We start from the raw sequence: 14,789 nt of genomic DNA on the forward strand, positions 1-14,789 counted from the left end.
TCGAGGTGTAAGATAGCCTGCGGCCAGTGAGAGACCGCCTACGAAGATATATATGCTGTCTGGCGTCGGCCATGGTGGTGCCATGCTGTGTGTCGTCGAACCAATGAAGAATTGTCCGTAATATTTTTTTGTCATTTTTATTTATGTGAAATCAGTAAGGCTAATGAGACAATAAAAGAGAAATAAGCTGTCAATTATATTGATTTATCATAACAGTGTGATTCTGATTTTATAAAATACCGCTCATGATAATTTGCTTGTGTTGTGCTGCAAACTATGCATAAGCGGTATTTTGTATTGCGGGCAATAAAATCAATATCAGTATTTGACCAATACCGCACCCCATGCGAAACCGCCGCCAATGCCTTCGAGCAAGAGGTTTTGACTGCGTTGGATTTGGCCGTTGCGGATACCGTTGTCTAAAGCCAGTGGAATGGATGCAGCAGAAGTATTGCCATGGTCTTGTACGGTCAGAACCACTTTGTCGGTGTTCAAACCCAAGTGTTTGGCTGTGGCATCAATGATGCGTTTGTTGGCTTGATGCGGTACCAGCCAATCGATTTGGTCTTGGCTGTAACCGGCTTCGTTGATGACGTCATCGGCCACTTGCGACAGCATTTTTACGGCAAATTTGAATACGCCCGGACCGTCCATTTTCAAGTAAGGTGTGCCACAGATTTGGCCATCGGCGATTTGCACCGGTACATTCAATAAATCCAGATAATTACCGTCGGCCTTTAATTTACTGTGAATTATGCCCGGTTCGTCCGATACGCCCAATACCACCGCGCCGGCCCCGTCCCCGAACAACACGCAGGTGGTGCGGTCAGTCCAGTCGAGAATGCGGCTGAAAATTTCCGCACCGATGACCAACACATTTTCAGCCATGCCGCTTTTAATGTAGGCATTCGCGGTCGTTAAGGCATATATGAAACCGGCACACACGGCCTGTACGTCAAAAGCAGGGCAGCCGGTAGTAATACCGAGTTTCTGCTGCACGATAGTGGCGGTTGACGGAAACTGCATATCGGGCGTGGTGGTGGCAACGATAATCAAATCAATGTCTTCAGCGGTCAGTTTGGCTGATTTCAGCGCGTGTTGGGCGGCATGCACGGCCAAATCGCTGGTTTTCTCGTTTTCGGCTGCAATATGGCGGAATTTGATACCGGTACGTGTGGTAATCCATTCGTCGGAAGTATCGACTTTTTTTGCCAAATCATCGTTGCTGACTCGGTTGGCAGGGAGATAGCTGCCGGTGCCTAGAATTTTGGCATATTGCATAATGAAAAACCTTTTGAAATGATTGGAACAGATTGCCGTATTGTAAGCGAAAAGCCAGGATTTTGTAACAAAAAACCGTTGTCTTAATAAAGGATTGGGTAAAGTTTTTCGGAAGGATTACCGATAAGTTTGAGGCCGTCTGAATCTTGGGTTTCAGACGGCCTTTTGTGTATGGCGGTTTATGGTGAATACAGCTTCAAACCGGTATCAGGCACGCTAATACTGCCTGAATTTAAAGATGATTCTCTGTATATTAGGGTGTACTGATATGGGAGGCACCGCTATCCAAGGCTTCTTGCTCACGCACTTCTTCCAAAGCGGCCAATTGTGCGGCTACCCCGTGTTCGATTTTGGCCAAGCTGGCGGATTTTGCTTCATAATAGGCTTCCTCTAAGGCATACATAAAGCCGATTTCATCTGTTCCACCGTGGCTTTTGATAACCACACCGCGCAAGCCCAAGAAAATCGCACCGTTGAATTTGCGCGGATCAAGCTTGGCTTTCATGCCTTTTAAGGCAGGTAAGGCAGCGACGGCTGCCATTTTATTGAACACGTTGCGGCTGAATTCCTGTTTAATCTCGCCGCTCATGAATTTCACCGCGCCTTCGATGGTTTTCAGCATGATGTTGCCGACAAAGCCATCGGCGACGACAACATCAACTTCATCGTTGAATACGCCGTTGCCTTCTATATTGCCGATAAAATTCAATTTGCTATTTGTGAGCAGTTTGAATGTTTGCTTGATCGTTTCCGTACCTTTAATGTCTTCCGTGCCGACGTTGAGCAAGCCGACGCGCGGTTGGCCTTTTTCAGGATGCATGGCCTGTACCAACTCGCTGCCGATGACGGCAAATTGGGCGAGTTGCTCTGCACTGCAATCCACGTTCGCACCTAAATCCAGCATCAGCGTCATGTGGTCGGGATTGCTGGAAGGCATGAATTTGGCAATAGCCGGACGCTCGATGCCCGGAATGGTTTTGAGCACAAAGCGGGCGGTTGCCATCAAAGCCCCGGTGTTGCCGGCAGAAACAGCAGCTTGCGCGCAGCCTTCTTTGACCTGATTGATGGCCACGCGCATGGAAGAATCTTTTTTGTTTTTCAGTGCCAATTGCGGTGCTTCATCCATGCCGACCACTTGGGTGGCGGGGATGATGCTTATGCGGGCCATGGGTGTATTGGTGGATTTTAATGCTTGCTGAAGGGCAGCTTCATCGCCGACCATCATTAAGTGTACGTTGGGCTGCTTTTTTAAAAATGCGATTGCGCCTGGTACGGTAACCGTTAAGCTGGCGTCCCCGCCCATGGCATCTACGGCTAATGTAATCATGTTGTTCTCCGCTTTGTGCTTCAGACGGCCTTGGTGAATATTCGGGCCGTCTGAAAACAGAAATGCCGTAAATGAGCGGCATTTTTTAAGGAAAGGTTGTGCTGCTTTTGTCTGACTGTATTCGGTGTATCAATAATATATATTATATCGGCTATCAATTTCGGCCTTTGGCGGCCAATTCGTTATGTTGGTCGATATCCAGGGCATCCCATGGGTAGTTAATCCACCAGTCTTCTACGGTAATGCCGCTGAAATAAGGGATATTTTCCGGGATTTTGCCGGCTTTTGCTTTAATTTTTTCATGCAGCACGGCTACGCCGATGGTGTCGAAGTCTTCTTTTTGCAGTTCGGTCAGGCAAAATTCCATCGTTACGCGGCTGTCGTCCACTTCGTCAATAACCAGTACGTTTTTACCTTTCAGTACTTCCGGCAAGGGGTCAAGCCATTGGATTTTTTTGACTTCATTGGTCACTTTGCCTTCATGATCGTTGTCGTAATAGGCCGTCGTCACAGCGTAAATCGGGATTTCTAAAAAGCAGCGCAGCATACGGGCGGGAATAAAGCCGCCGCCGCCGATAGCAATCATTGCATCGTATTTAATGCCGGAATTTCGGATTTTTTCAGCCAAGCCTTTGATCACACGATGAATGTCATCGTATGTATACCAAATTTTCTGAGTCATTTTACGGTCCCGGTTGAGAAAAGTTGACGAATGGATTGCAGCCCGTCGCTTCATCACGCGCTGGCACAATGCATTCATATCAGAGGGGTAACGTAAAAAAGCCAGCATTGCAGGGCAATATTCTGGCTTTTTCAGTCAGTCGAATAAATTATTCGCCTTTGGCTTTAACCATTTTGCGGCCACGGTACATACCGTTAGGTGAAATATGGTGTGGGCGGTGTACTTCACCGGTGTTACTGTCAACAGACAGAGCAGGTGCAGTCAGCGCATCGTGAGAACGGTGCATACCGCGTTTTGAAGGGGATTTTTTATTTTGTTGAACGGCCATTTCAAGCTCCTAGATAAATAATACTGTGTCTAACCAACTGTTTTTAAATCTTTTAAAACAGCGAAAGGGTTGGGTTTGTCCTGATTGACGTGTTCCGGCGAAATATTGTTGCAGTCTTCGTGACGCGGTGAAAACGGTAAAGCCATCAGGATTTGGTCTTCAACCAATTCTCGCACATCAAGCTCTTTGGTTATCAGCATACCTTCCAAATCCTCGTTGGAAAGCATGGCGGCATCCAAACACTCGTCATCGGCAAACAAAACAATGCAGCTGGTTTCGTCGAGTTTGAACGGCATAGGATTCACGCAACGCTGACAAAGCAGCGGCATATCGGCAGTTACCGTCAAATCGAGAAACAGACGCTGCAAGCGGTCGCGTCCGCCTTGCAGCGTAAACGATACTTTGGTTTGCTTGTCAGCCGGATATTCGTGCGACCAAACACGTTCGTCCAACTCATTGAGCAGAAAACTGCCTCGCAGATTCTGCTTTTCGGCGGCGAAAACTTCTGGGTCAATCAAATTAGAGTCTAACATAAACGGGGTATGATATAATTTCAGCAATATAACGTCAATATTTTTAAGCAAAAATGAGTGAAAAACTGCCATTGATTTTAGGGTCGGGCTCGGTATTCCGTCGCGAGCAACTGGTACGCTTGGGCTTGGCGTTCCAGACGGCTTCGCCGGATTTTGATGAAACACCCGTCCGAGGCGAACACGCGCAAACAACCGCCTTACGTTTGGCAGAAGGCAAGGCGCATGCTTTGGCACAGTGTTTTCCGCATGCGTTGGTTATCGGCGCAGACCAAGTGGCGTGGTGTGGTCAGCGTCAATTAGGCAAACCGATGAACGTGGCGAATGCACAACAAATGTTGGCCGAACTCAGCGGCAAACGCATAGAATTTTACAGCGCGATTGTGCTTTTGAATACTGTTTCCGGCCGTTTGCAGCGGCATGTCGATCAAACCACCGTAATCATGCGCGAATTAACAGATGCGCAAATCCGCCGTTATCTCCAGCGCGAACCTGAAGCCGTGTATTGCGCCGGTGCCGCAAAGAGCGAAGGCTTGGGTGCGGCGTTGTTGGCAAAAATCGACAGTACCGACCCGAATGCGCTCATCGGCCTGCCGATTTTCCGTTTGATCGATTTCCTAAAAAACGAAGGCGTGGAAGTATTGTAAGGTTGTCTGAACAAATTGCAGGCTTTTAATGAACCAATGATTTAAGGCCGTCTGAACCGTTCAGACGGCCTGTCTGACAGAAAGCAAATCATGAATCCCGTTTTATACCTGATTCCCACCCCTTTGGGTGCGCCTGATACACCGTGCCTGTTGCCGCACGAACAAACGCAGATTATCGGATTGACCGATTTTGTCGTGGAGGCCGAAAAGACTGCCCGCGCGCATTTGAAACATTTGGGCGTAACCACGCCTGTTCGCGAACTGAATTTGCAAACGCTCAACGAACACACCGATTTGAAAACCTTGCCCGAATTGCTTAAACCCCTGCAGGAAGGGCGCAGTATGGGGATTGTCAGTGAGGCCGGTTGTCCGGCGGTGGCCGATCCGGGCGCAAATTTGGTGGCATTGGCGCATCGGCACGGCTTTGAAGTGAGGCCGCTGGTCGGGCCTTCTAGCATACTGCTGGCTTTGATGGCTTCGGGGGCAAACGGCCAGAATTTTACCTTTAGAGGCTATCTGCCGTCTGAAAAAAGCGGGCGCATTGAAGCCTTAAAAGCCTTGGAAAAACGCAGCCGCAGTCAAAACGAAACGCAGCTTTTTATTGAAACCCCTTACCGCAACGATGCGTTATTGGCCGATGCGCTGGATAGCCTATATGCCGAAACGCATTTGTGCATCGCTTGCGATTTGACCTTGCCAACACAAACCACCGTCAGCAAAACGGTGGCCGATTGGAAGAAAATGAAAGCGTTGCCGAATTTGAAAAAACGGCCGACGATATTTGTGTTGCACGCGGGGCAGACTGTCTGAAAATATCATGGATAAGCCAACCAATCTGAACATAATGATGGGGAATACAATGAAAAAATTAGGGACTGTATTGGATTGGCAGTTGTGTTACCCATTCGAAAATGAAGATAACATACTGTAAATTATCTGAAAAAGTACAAAAGAAACAACTTGGGTTTTTGTACCCGGAGTTACTGCCCGTCCGGCTGCCGGTTTATTGGATATCCACCCCAATGCAGCAGCGTTGTTTACCGTAAAACCCGTCAGGTTGTTGCCTGCCATTTAACGCTTAAAGCAGATAAAGTTTTTGATGGCTCCGTCGGGCTGGATAGGCGGTATTCCGGCGTTCAGTGTAAAGGCAAACGGGATCGCGAAAGCAGCGGGTAAAGCCGCTCCGTATCCGGTATTTTGAAACGGCAGGGTAAGGTTTATTACCGTTGTTGCAGAAAACACCGGGAAAGGTACGTCACTGCCTGTTATTAAACGGAAAACCATGCCTGACAGCATTGTTTGTACGGACGGTTATAAAAGCTGTGATGTGTTGGCTGTCAGTGGGTTTACTTATGTTCAGGGCTTTTTGCAGGCCGTCAAAACCACATTGATGGTATTGAAAATTTCCGGAATCAGGTAAAGCGCATTCTACGGAAATAGAACGGAAATCTTTCCCTTTATTCCTGAAAGAATGTGAATTTCGTTTTAACTTTGGCGTACCAAAAGGGCAGCTTAAAATGCTGCGAAAATGGTGTGAGTTTAGGGCTAATCTACGTCAGCCTCTTATTTAAAGATTTGTCCTGGATTCAAATGCAGGATCAACCGTGCCCGCGCTTGTTTTGGTATCAGCATCATGAATGGCAAGCAATCGAGCCGTTTGTGATGGAAACACATCATGAAGAGACGATATCCGAATCCGGTTTACATCCTAAATTGATGCAGTTTTTATCATATGGATTGGATTTATATTGCTTGCGGATTGATGAAAAACACTCTAAAAAATAATCACAGCAGTAAGGGCAATCAATGGTTGCATCCCGATATTGTGGCGATGCAGGCGATGAATAAGGAATGGACGGAAGATATCAGCCAATGCGTGAAGCTCGGTTCCGGTCAATAATGTTGTACTTTGGTCGGTTGAAGTGAAATTGGCGCTGAATAATACTAATGTGCGTGAGTGCTTTTTTCGGACGGTCAGTAATTCCGGTTGGGCGAATAAAGGCTGCTTGGTCACAGCGTCTATTGTTGGTGAGCATACCGAAGAAGAGTTGAGAATTTTATCGGCATTGCACGGTATCGGTGTGATTGTGCTGAATGTGGATGAATTGCCAGAAAGCGAAACCCTGCTTCCGGCCAAACGCAAAACAGAAACCGATTGGCAATCGGTAAACCGTATTGTAGAACAAAATGCTGATTTTGCAACGTTTATTGAGTATGTGGCCATTTATTACTAATCCGGAAAAGTAATTGATAAAAACTGGAATAAATAAATCGTCTTATTTGAATTCAGGCGGCCCAAACGGCGGCGGCAGATGCAAATAGCTTAATTGCATAATGCTGGCGGTCGCTCCGCTTGCCTAAGCTGAGACAATTTGATTGTCTTATGCACCAATCCGTAGGACAGGTAAGGCCGTGTCGGAGTGCAACGGTAAATTCCGTTATCAGTTTGGTAAACCGAAGCGTGCTGAATGGGTGTTTGAAAACAATCGGCAGGAAGCGGATGACCATTCGCCGCGATGGGACGGTATCAGGCGTGATTTGTGGACGAATTGGTGCTGCAAAAGGTTATTGCCGATAGGTGTCGTTTCACTGACGGGCAGATTGCCACCGCGTCATGAAATATTTGCGGTGTGGCGGTACGTCAGCGGGTGAATGGCGAAGGATGATATGTGACGCAGGTGAAATGCAGTAAAAACGTAAAATTTGGGCGAATTTTCCTGAGAAAGTGATGTTGTAATCAGGTAAATGATACATGGCTTTGGGGAGTGAATCGTAAAGGCCGAGGCCTTGGTACACTTTCCCGTCTTTGGCACATTTCTTCGCAATGAACTTCTCGAATGGTTGGTCTGGTATTTGATATGTCTGTGTGCTTCTATGCTACCGCGCGACCGCTTTGAACCATGCTTGAATTTAGGGATTTGTAGAAGACTCAAGTGTAAACAACCCAATAATTAAAGAGTGTCCTCATTTTGTCTGCGTCGCCGATTGTCGGGCAGAAAAGCGCGTATGCGGAGGTGATACTCAAAGAGGGTGGTTTTACACGCTGGGCCGGTAAAACCGGCCGGCGGCGCGGCAAGGTCGGGCACCTTACCCGCATTTCCAGTGCAACAGACGGGTTTTATGCCGAAAAGATGCCCTATGATGAAGTGAAAACACACCTAAGGCAGTCTGAAAATATTTTTCAGACTGCCTTAGGTGTGTAAGTGATGATGTGTAAATCATTAAATGAATAAAAGGCTGTCTGAACCGGGGAGGCAGAGAAATCTACTGATTTCTTCTTTACACTGGTTCAGGTGGCCTTTTTTTATTTCGCATTTAAGAAACCACCTCACCGTGGTTGCGCTGTTTTTCAATGTTTTTGTTGATGTACCATTGCTGGGTGATGGTCAACAGGTTGTTGACTACCCAGTACAGCACCAAACCGGCAGGGAAGAAGAAGAACATAACCGAGAAAATCAGCGGCATGATTTTCATCATTTTCGCCTGCATCGGGTCGGTTGGCGGCGGGTTTAGATAGGTTTGGGCGAACATGGTCGCGGCCATAATCAGCGGCAGGATAAACCAAGGGTCAGGACGGCTCAGGTCTTGAATCCATCCCAGCCAAGGTGCTTGGCGCAATTCTACTGAAGCGAACAATGCCCAGTACAAACCGATGAACACGGGAATTTGCAACAACATCGGCAGACAGCCGCCGAGCGGGTTGATTTTCTCGTCTTTATACATCTGCATCATGGCTTGTTGCTGTGCCATGCGGTCGTCGCCGTATTTGTCTTTAATCGCCTGCAGCTTAGGGGCAGCGGCACGCATTTTCGCCATCGAGCGGTAAGAGGCGTTGGTCAGCGGATACAGCACGGCTTTGACGATGATGGTCAAGGCGACAATTGCCCATCCCCAGTTGCCGATTAAATCATGCAATTTGTTCAACAGCCAAAACAGTGGTGAAGCGAACCAATGTACTTTGCCGTAGTCTTTGGATAATTGCAAGTTGTCGGCGACTTGCACCAAGGTGTCGGTGGTTTGCGGGCCAGCATACAGGTTCATCACGGCTTGGCTGCTGCCGTTGGCTGGAATGGCGGATAAAGGAACACGCACACCGGCACTGTATAAGTTGTCGTTACGGCGTTTGAGATCGATTTTGCAGTCGCCTTGGGTGCACGCGGTTTGGCCGTCTTTCGGCTGTAGAATCCAAGTGGCCATAAAGTGATGTTCAATTATGCCCAGCCAGCCGGTTTTGGTTTGGCGGGCGTATTCGGCTTCGTTTTTGCCGGATTTCGCATCGGCATCCAAGTCGGAAAAATCGACTTTTTGGAATTTGTCTTCCGGTGTGTAGACAACAGGGCCGACGTAAGAATGGGTGAAGTAGCCTTGGCCTTCCGGTTCGCTGTTGTCGCGTACGATATTGTAGTTGGCCGACAGGTTGACCGGGTGGCTGGTTTTGTTGGTTATGTCGAAACGCACGTTTACCAAATAGCTGTCTTTGGTAAACGTGTAAACCTTGTCGATTTTCAGGCCGTTGGTTTCCGGTGCGCTCAAGCGGACTTCGACTTTGTCACCGTTTAGGGCGTAGTCTTTTTGCGTGGTGGTAAAGTTGACGCCTTTTAGGACGTTGTTGCCTTGTGCATCCAATAATTCGGATTGGGCGACATAGGTGTATGCTTTGCTGTCGTTAAACAAAACAAAATTTTTGCTTTCGTCACCGGTGGCTTGGTATTTCAACAAAGTCATCCGGCGCAAATCACCGCTTTTTTCGTCGATGATGGCTTTCACAGTATCGGTGGTTACGGTAATCGGTTCGGCAGGTGTGAGCGCTGCTTCATTTCGGGCAACGGCCGGCGCCTGCTGCTGTTGGGCGGCTTGTTGTGCCAGGGTCGGTTTTGGAGAAGGGAAGAGTTTTTCCCAACCTATCAAAATCACTAAGGTGATGGCAAAAAATGCCATAAGTCTTTTGAAATCCATAAGAAATTCCTGGAATTGCTGGATATGTAAATAAAGTTCCGAACGTTGCTTCAGACGGCATTATATAGAAATCACTGAGAAATAAAAGGAAATCATGCTGATAAGCGATGATCTTCACGAAGATTGGTATGAGGGCAATCCCCGTATTTTCAGACGGCCTCTCTAATAAAGGAGCAGGAAACCGGAAGCAAAATGAAAGAAGGGTAATCCCATATGGCTGCGATTTAAGGAACGGGATCGTGGCCTGAGCCGCCGAAAGGATGGCAGCGGGCAATGCGTTTCAAAGCCAGCCAGCCGCCTTTGAACGCACCGTGTTTCTGTACGGCTTCAGCGGCATATTGCGAACAAGTCGGCGTGAAACGGCAGCGTGGCGGAATGAGCGGGCTGACAGCATATTGATAAAATCGAACCAGCACCAGCATAAGTTTGGCTAAAGGCGATTTCATCGGCTTTTCCACATGAGTCGGGCAAGCTGTTCGCGGGCTTCGGCTGCGTTGTCGCGGGTAAAAAGACGGCGGACCTGTACCACGTAATCATGCGGCGGCAGTTGGTTGCGGTGGCGGCGGAACCAATCACGGATTACACGTTTCATATAATTGCGTTTGTTAGCACGTTTGGCGGTTTTCTTGCTCACGACCAAACCTAAACGCGCATGACCCAAGCCGTTGTCACCTGATTGCGAAACATGCAGCAAATCGTGGATTTTGCGGTTTCTCAACGCAAAAACGGATGAATATTCATCCGTTTTTAATAAGCGATACCGCCTGCCGAAGCTGTAATTCAAGATTACACAGCCAAGCGTTTGCGACCTTTGGCGCGACGTGCGGCCAATACGGCGCGGCCACCGCGGGTTTTGGAACGAACCAAAAAACCGTGGGTGCGTTTGCGTTTGGTAACGGAAGGTTGATAAGTACGTTTCATGTCTTTTCCTAAAAAAATAATCGGTAGGTAAATTAAACTATAAATTGTATCTTAAATTTCAGAATTTTGTCAATCAATATAGTGGCTTCATTTGAGCAGAATAGTTGAATGTGTTGGATTTAATATTCATGAAACAAAGCAAGGTCAGAGAGGGAGGTATGCGGTCATGAAGAGGGAAGTATGCCGATTGTGGATAAAAATTTGATGCGGTTGTGGATAAAATTCAGTATAATCGTCGAATATGTAAATGCTTATCATAGATTTCAAGGTGTCTGAAAAACAGTGTGTTATCAATCTGTTCCTTTTATTTATTTCAGACAGCCTTTGCTGTTTCCTTTTCATTTGTTTTGCCTAACCGTTTCACAATTTGAGCCATTCCATGACCTTAGCTGAATTTTGGCCGCAGTGCCTTTTGAGTCTGAACCTGACCTTACCCCCGCAACAGTTCCAGCAATGGATCTCACCTTTGACCGTGGGTGAGGAAGGTGGTGTGTGGGTGGTATATGGCAAAAACCAGTTTGCTGTCAACATGTTGAAAAACCGGTTTGCAGCCAAGATTGATGCTGTCCGTGCGCAATTGGTGCCGGCACGGGCTGCGCTGGTGTTTAAGGTTGGGGTAGGGCAAAGCTATGTCATGGCCGCGCGCGATGAGGCGGCAGCCGTAGAAAATCAAACGTTGGAAATGGCGCAAACCCGTCAAGCGGAAGAAGCATCGGCAGAACCAGTGCGGACTGCGTCCGTTATGTCGTCTGAAAACGCCGGAAAGCCGACACCGAAAAAATCTGCTGCCGATATCTTGGCCGAGCGTTTAAAAACCTTACCGCCCGTAACCAAGACGGCACCCGAGTCGGCCGAAGAAAAGCCTGTGACAAGTAAAATTAAGCAGGAAGTGCGGTGCGAGACGGAAGAAGCACGTTATCACGCCACCAATTTATCGTCGGATTACACATTTGAAACCTTAGTTGAAGGGAAAGGCAACCGCATTGCCGCCGCCGCCGCGCAATCGATTGCGGAAAGTCCCGGGCAAAGCTACAACCCGTTTTTCCTGTATGGCAGCACCGGTTTGGGGAAGACCCACCTGGTGCAGGCCGTTGGCAACGAATTGCTGAAAAACAAGCCCGATGCCAAAGTGCGTTATATGCATTCCGACGATTATATCCGCAGCTTCATGAATGCCGTGCGCACCAACAGCTATGATGTGTTCAAGCAGCAATACAAACAATACGATTTGCTGATTATCGACGATATTCAGTTCATCAAAGGTAAAGACCGGACGATGGAGGAATTCTTCTATCTATATAATCATTTTCATAATGAAAAGAAACAGTTAATCTTAACCTGCGATGTGTTGCCGGCTAAAATTGAAGACATGGACGACCGTCTGAAATCGCGTTTCTCATGGGGCCTGACGTTGGAGCTCGAACCCCCCGAATTGGAAATGCGTGTGGCGATTTTGCAGAAAAAAGCCGAATCTGCAGGCGTGAACCTTACTGAAGAAGCTGCGTTTTTCATTGCTAATCTGATTCGTTCCAATGTACGTGAATTGGAAGGCGCGTTCAACCGTGTAAGCGCGAGCAGCCGCTTTATGAATAAGCCGATTGACATTGATTTGGCACGCGATGCGCTGCAAGATATCATTGCTGTGCGCCATAAAGTAATTACCGCCGACCTGATTATCGATGCGACCGCCAAATATTACCGCATTAAAATCAGTGATATTCTAGGCAAAAAGCGCACGCGCAACATTGCCCGTCCGCGCCAAGTGGCGATGAGCCTGACTAAAGAATTGACTAACTTAAGCCTGCCGTCTATCGGCGATGCCTTCGGTGGCCGTGACCATACTACGGTGATGCACGGCGTGAAAGCGGTAGCCAAATTGCGGGAAGACGATTCCGAGTTGGCGCAAGATTATGAAAAACTGCTGATTATGATTCAAAACTGATGTTCGGACGGGCTGAAATGCAAAACGTAAGACCTAAAACCAAGATGCTGATTCCCGGCATTCCCGTGTCGGCGGAAATCCGGAATGTGAATTTCCGGTAAACGCTGAATATTTCGGAAGCTGATAAACCTGGATTCCCGCCTGTACGGGAATGACCAAGTCATGGCTTCGTAAAATTTTGAAATTTTGCACAGCGTTGAGACTATGAATTTCAGTTAAAAAAGCTTATATTGCAACAGCAAATATTTTTTCAGACGGCCTTTCAATCAGGTAGGCCGTCTGAAAACCCAATATCGACAAAACCAAACAAAATCCAAAGGACTTTCCCCATGTTAATTTTGCAAGCCGACCGCGACAGCATTCTCAAGCCGCTGCAAGCCGTTACCGGTATTGTGGAACGCCGTCATACCCTGCCGATACTGTCCAACTTATTAATCGAAAGTAGCAACGGGCAAACCAATATCTTGGCGACTGACTTGGAAATCCAAATCAACACCCACGGCCCGGAAAGCCAGGCCGGTGATTTCCGCATCACCACCAACGCCAAAAAATTTCAAGACATTTTGCGTGCGCTGCCGGATACCGCTGTGGTGTCGCTGGATTGGGCAGACAACCGTCTAACCTTGAAAGCCGGTAAATCCCGTTTCGCACTGCAAACCCTGCCGGCGGAAGACTTCCCGTTGATGAGCGTGGGCGAAGATGTGAGCGTGGCTTTTTCGCTGACGCAGGAAACCTTTAAAAAGATGCTCTCGCAAGTACAATACAGCATGGCCGTGCAAGACATCCGCTATTACCTCAACGGCCTGCTGATGCAGGTGGAGGGCAACCAATTGCGCTTGGTGGCCACCGACGGCCACCGTTTGGCCTATTCGGCCGCCACGATTGAAGTAGAATTGCCGAAAGCCGAAGTGATTCTGCCGCGAAAAACTGTATTGGAACTCTTTAAGCTTTTAAACCATCCGGGTGAAGAAATCAGCGTGGAATTGTTGAATAACCAAGTGCGTTTCCGCTGCAACGATACCGTGATTGTAAGCAAGGTTATCGACGGTAAATTTCCCGATTTCAACCGCGTGATTCCGCTGGATAACGACAAAATCTTCTTGGTGTCACGCACCGAATTATTGGGCGCATTGGAGCGTGCGTCGATTTTGGCCAATGAAAAATTCCGCGGTGCGCGTCTGTTTCTGCAACCTGGTTTGCTGAGCGTAGTGTGTTCCAATAACGAGCAGGAAGAAGCGCGAGAGGAATTGGAAATCGCCTATCAAGGCAGCGAATTAGAAGTAGGCTTCAACATCGGCTATCTGATGGACGTTTTGCGCAATATCCACTCAGAAGATATGCAGTTAGCGTTCGGTGATGCCAACCGCTCGACCCTGTTTACCATGCCGAACGATCCCGATTTCAAATACATCGTGATGCCTATGCGCATTTGATGTGTCGCCGTCTGAAAAAGCCATCGCTTCAACAGATAAAAATGCTGTCTGAACATGTTTTCAGACGGCATTTTTTCATGGAACATTTGCATACAGGGCAATCGCATGAATTTCCCCTCCCTGGCAGAAAGACCCAAACTCATCATCTCCGGCCGCCATTAACCGTCTTGAACTGATCCTCCGTTTGACCGATTTGCCCCGGTTGATCAGGTTCAGTGCCAACTGCTTCAATCTGTGCATATTTTTTGCCGCATATTGCTCCTGCAGACACATCCGGTCACCGGCAAACCACATGTCCAAACACCAATGCAGCGGATTTTCCACCGCCCAATGCGAACGGACCGATTGCCGTATCCGTACAGCCGCAGGCTCTGGGCTGCCGATATAAAGCCTAGTCTGCTTCGTTACCTTATCGTCAATATGGCGTTCCGATTCAACGGCAAATGAACGCAACTGCGCCCGGCATTCCGGGGCTGCAAGACAAGCCGGACCGTTGAAAGCGTAACAGCGGCGGATTTCAACGCGTCCGTGATTCTTTCTACTGTTTGGGCATAACTGTGCATAATGGTTTCAGGACGGTTTTCGAATGCGTCGGAATAATCACGGATGCTGTCAGCCAACCGCTTTTGATTGTCTTTGACTGCCGGTACGCAATCGGCTTTTTTCCGATGATTTTGGTTGCAATATCCGTAACGATACTGCCGCCGGGCATCGGTTTTTCCGGCAGTTCGGGAATAGCTGT

17 protein-coding genes and 2 pseudogenes are annotated in these 14,789 nt (G+C 48.0%); 9 read left to right on the forward strand and 10 right to left on the reverse strand.

The annotated features are described in order from the left end of the window. Positions 1–318 precede the first annotated feature (318 nt). The 5 genes from C7N83_RS04270 to C7N83_RS04290 form a co-directional block, all read right to left on the reverse strand. Positions 319–1,281 carry a beta-ketoacyl-ACP synthase III gene (locus C7N83_RS04270; protein ID WP_106740876.1) on the reverse strand — a complete coding sequence of 321 codons (963 nt, stop codon included), beginning with the start codon at positions 1,279–1,281 and terminating at the stop codon, positions 319–321. A 253-nt stretch (positions 1,282–1,534) separates the two neighbouring features. Beyond that, positions 1,535–2,608 (reverse strand): phosphate acyltransferase PlsX, encoded by a 1,074-nt coding sequence (plsX, locus tag C7N83_RS04275; protein ID WP_106740878.1) that lies wholly within the window; start codon positions 2,606–2,608, stop codon positions 1,535–1,537. Positions 2,609–2,762: 154 nt separating this feature from the next. Next, positions 2,763–3,290: a phosphoribosyltransferase gene (locus C7N83_RS04280; protein WP_106740899.1), complete on the reverse strand. Its 528-nt coding sequence runs from the start codon at positions 3,288–3,290 to the stop codon at positions 2,763–2,765. Positions 3,291–3,438: 148 nt separating this feature from the next. Further along, a complete protein-coding gene (rpmF, locus tag C7N83_RS04285; RefSeq protein ID WP_106740880.1) occupies positions 3,439–3,618 on the reverse strand; it encodes a 50S ribosomal protein L32 in 180 nt (59 codons plus the stop codon). A 29-nt stretch (positions 3,619–3,647) separates the two neighbouring features. Further along, positions 3,648–4,151, reverse strand: coding sequence for a YceD family protein (locus C7N83_RS04290; protein ID WP_106740901.1), 504 nt, complete (start codon positions 4,149–4,151; stop codon positions 3,648–3,650). Between the two features lie 53 nt (positions 4,152–4,204). Here C7N83_RS04290 and C7N83_RS04295 point away from each other — a divergent pair, with 53 nt between their 5' ends. From C7N83_RS04295 to C7N83_RS14565, 6 genes and pseudogenes are all read left to right on the forward strand, one after another. Beyond that, positions 4,205–4,795, forward strand: a complete 591-nt coding sequence (locus tag C7N83_RS04295; protein ID WP_106740882.1) for a Maf family protein — start codon at positions 4,205–4,207, stop codon at positions 4,793–4,795. Positions 4,796–4,885: 90 nt separating this feature from the next. After that, positions 4,886–5,605, forward strand: coding sequence for an SAM-dependent methyltransferase (locus C7N83_RS04300; RefSeq protein WP_106740884.1), 720 nt, complete (start codon positions 4,886–4,888; stop codon positions 5,603–5,605). A 101-nt stretch (positions 5,606–5,706) separates the two neighbouring features. Further along, positions 5,707–6,366, forward strand: a pseudogene (locus C7N83_RS04305) (transposase). 161 nt (positions 6,367–6,527) lie between these two features. Continuing rightward, positions 6,528–6,695 (forward strand): hypothetical protein, encoded by a 168-nt coding sequence (locus tag C7N83_RS15160; RefSeq protein ID WP_211296572.1) that lies wholly within the window; start codon positions 6,528–6,530, stop codon positions 6,693–6,695. A gap of 28 nt (positions 6,696–6,723) precedes the next feature. Beyond that, positions 6,724–7,029 (forward strand): hypothetical protein, encoded by a 306-nt coding sequence (locus C7N83_RS04310; protein ID WP_211296573.1) that lies wholly within the window; start codon positions 6,724–6,726, stop codon positions 7,027–7,029. Positions 7,030–7,764: 735 nt separating this feature from the next. Beyond that, the gene (locus C7N83_RS14565) at positions 7,765–7,998 is read left to right on the forward strand and encodes a hypothetical protein (RefSeq protein WP_106740886.1); all 234 of its coding nucleotides are present in this window, start codon (positions 7,765–7,767) and stop codon (positions 7,996–7,998) included. Positions 7,999–8,110: 112 nt separating this feature from the next. Here the strand turns inward: C7N83_RS14565 and yidC are convergent, their stop codons facing one another. From yidC to rpmH, 4 genes are all read right to left on the reverse strand, one after another. Then, positions 8,111–9,751: a membrane protein insertase YidC gene (gene yidC / locus C7N83_RS04320; protein WP_106740887.1), complete on the reverse strand. Its 1,641-nt coding sequence runs from the start codon at positions 9,749–9,751 to the stop codon at positions 8,111–8,113. A gap of 224 nt (positions 9,752–9,975) precedes the next feature. Beyond that, the gene (gene yidD / locus C7N83_RS04325; protein ID WP_106740889.1) at positions 9,976–10,197 is read right to left on the reverse strand and encodes a membrane protein insertion efficiency factor YidD; all 222 of its coding nucleotides are present in this window, start codon (positions 10,195–10,197) and stop codon (positions 9,976–9,978) included. After that, positions 10,194–10,535: a ribonuclease P protein component gene (gene rnpA, locus C7N83_RS04330; protein WP_106740891.1), complete on the reverse strand. Its 342-nt coding sequence runs from the start codon at positions 10,533–10,535 to the stop codon at positions 10,194–10,196. Before rnpA ends, yidD begins: the two co-directional genes overlap by 4 nt. Positions 10,536–10,537: 2 nt before the next feature. Next, positions 10,538–10,672, reverse strand: coding sequence for a 50S ribosomal protein L34 (gene rpmH / locus C7N83_RS04335; protein ID WP_002214728.1), 135 nt, complete (start codon positions 10,670–10,672; stop codon positions 10,538–10,540). Positions 10,673–11,051: 379 nt separating this feature from the next. On the opposite strand from rpmH, the gene dnaA reads away from it, so the two are divergent. Both dnaA and dnaN read left to right on the forward strand, forming a co-directional pair. Beyond that, complete coding sequence (gene dnaA, locus C7N83_RS04340) at positions 11,052–12,614, forward strand: chromosomal replication initiator protein DnaA (RefSeq protein WP_106740893.1); 1,563 nt, start codon at positions 11,052–11,054, stop codon at positions 12,612–12,614. 329 nt (positions 12,615–12,943) lie between these two features. After that, positions 12,944–14,047 carry a DNA polymerase III subunit beta gene (gene dnaN, locus C7N83_RS04345; protein ID WP_106740894.1) on the forward strand — a complete coding sequence of 368 codons (1,104 nt, stop codon included), beginning with the start codon at positions 12,944–12,946 and terminating at the stop codon, positions 14,045–14,047. 75 nt (positions 14,048–14,122) lie between these two features. Here dnaN and C7N83_RS04350 read toward each other — a convergent pair. Further along, positions 14,123–14,581 (reverse strand): annotated as a pseudogene (locus tag C7N83_RS04350) (ISAs1 family transposase); the annotation flags it as partial. Positions 14,582–14,604: 23 nt separating this feature from the next. Here C7N83_RS04350 and C7N83_RS15165 point away from each other — a divergent pair. Then, the coding region (locus tag C7N83_RS15165; RefSeq protein ID WP_211296574.1) for a hypothetical protein at positions 14,605–14,789 on the forward strand (185 nt) is incomplete at its 3' end.

The organism is Neisseria iguanae (assembly GCF_003013245.1).
Classification (GTDB): Bacteria; Pseudomonadota; Gammaproteobacteria; order Burkholderiales; family Neisseriaceae; genus Neisseria; species Neisseria iguanae.

What these genes read in the sequence shown, in the direction of transcription:
- C7N83_RS04270 (WP_106740876.1), bottom strand. Translation starts at nt 1,281, where the DNA reads ATGCAATATGCCAAAATTCTAGGCACCGGCAGCTATCTCCCTGCCAAC.
- plsX (WP_106740878.1), bottom strand. Translation starts at nt 2,608, where the DNA reads ATGATTACATTAGCCGTAGATGCCATGGGCGGGGACGCCAGCTTAACG.
- C7N83_RS04280 (WP_106740899.1), bottom strand. Translation starts at nt 3,290, where the DNA reads ATGACTCAGAAAATTTGGTATACATACGATGACATTCATCGTGTGATC.
- rpmF (WP_106740880.1), bottom strand. Translation starts at nt 3,618, where the DNA reads ATGGCCGTTCAACAAAATAAAAAATCCCCTTCAAAACGCGGTATGCAC.
- C7N83_RS04290 (WP_106740901.1), bottom strand. Translation starts at nt 4,151, where the DNA reads ATGTTAGACTCTAATTTGATTGACCCAGAAGTTTTCGCCGCCGAAAAG.
- C7N83_RS04295 (WP_106740882.1), top strand. Translation starts at nt 4,205, where the DNA reads ATGAGTGAAAAACTGCCATTGATTTTAGGGTCGGGCTCGGTATTCCGT.
- C7N83_RS04300 (WP_106740884.1), top strand. Translation starts at nt 4,886, where the DNA reads ATGAATCCCGTTTTATACCTGATTCCCACCCCTTTGGGTGCGCCTGAT.
- C7N83_RS15160 (WP_211296572.1), top strand. Translation starts at nt 6,528, where the DNA reads ATGGATTGGATTTATATTGCTTGCGGATTGATGAAAAACACTCTAAAA.
- yidC (WP_106740887.1), bottom strand. Translation starts at nt 9,751, where the DNA reads ATGGATTTCAAAAGACTTATGGCATTTTTTGCCATCACCTTAGTGATT.
- yidD (WP_106740889.1), bottom strand. Translation starts at nt 10,197, where the DNA reads ATGAAATCGCCTTTAGCCAAACTTATGCTGGTGCTGGTTCGATTTTAT.
- rpmH (WP_002214728.1), bottom strand. Translation starts at nt 10,672, where the DNA reads ATGAAACGTACTTATCAACCTTCCGTTACCAAACGCAAACGCACCCAC.
- dnaA (WP_106740893.1), top strand. Translation starts at nt 11,052, where the DNA reads ATGACCTTAGCTGAATTTTGGCCGCAGTGCCTTTTGAGTCTGAACCTG.
- dnaN (WP_106740894.1), top strand. Translation starts at nt 12,944, where the DNA reads ATGTTAATTTTGCAAGCCGACCGCGACAGCATTCTCAAGCCGCTGCAA.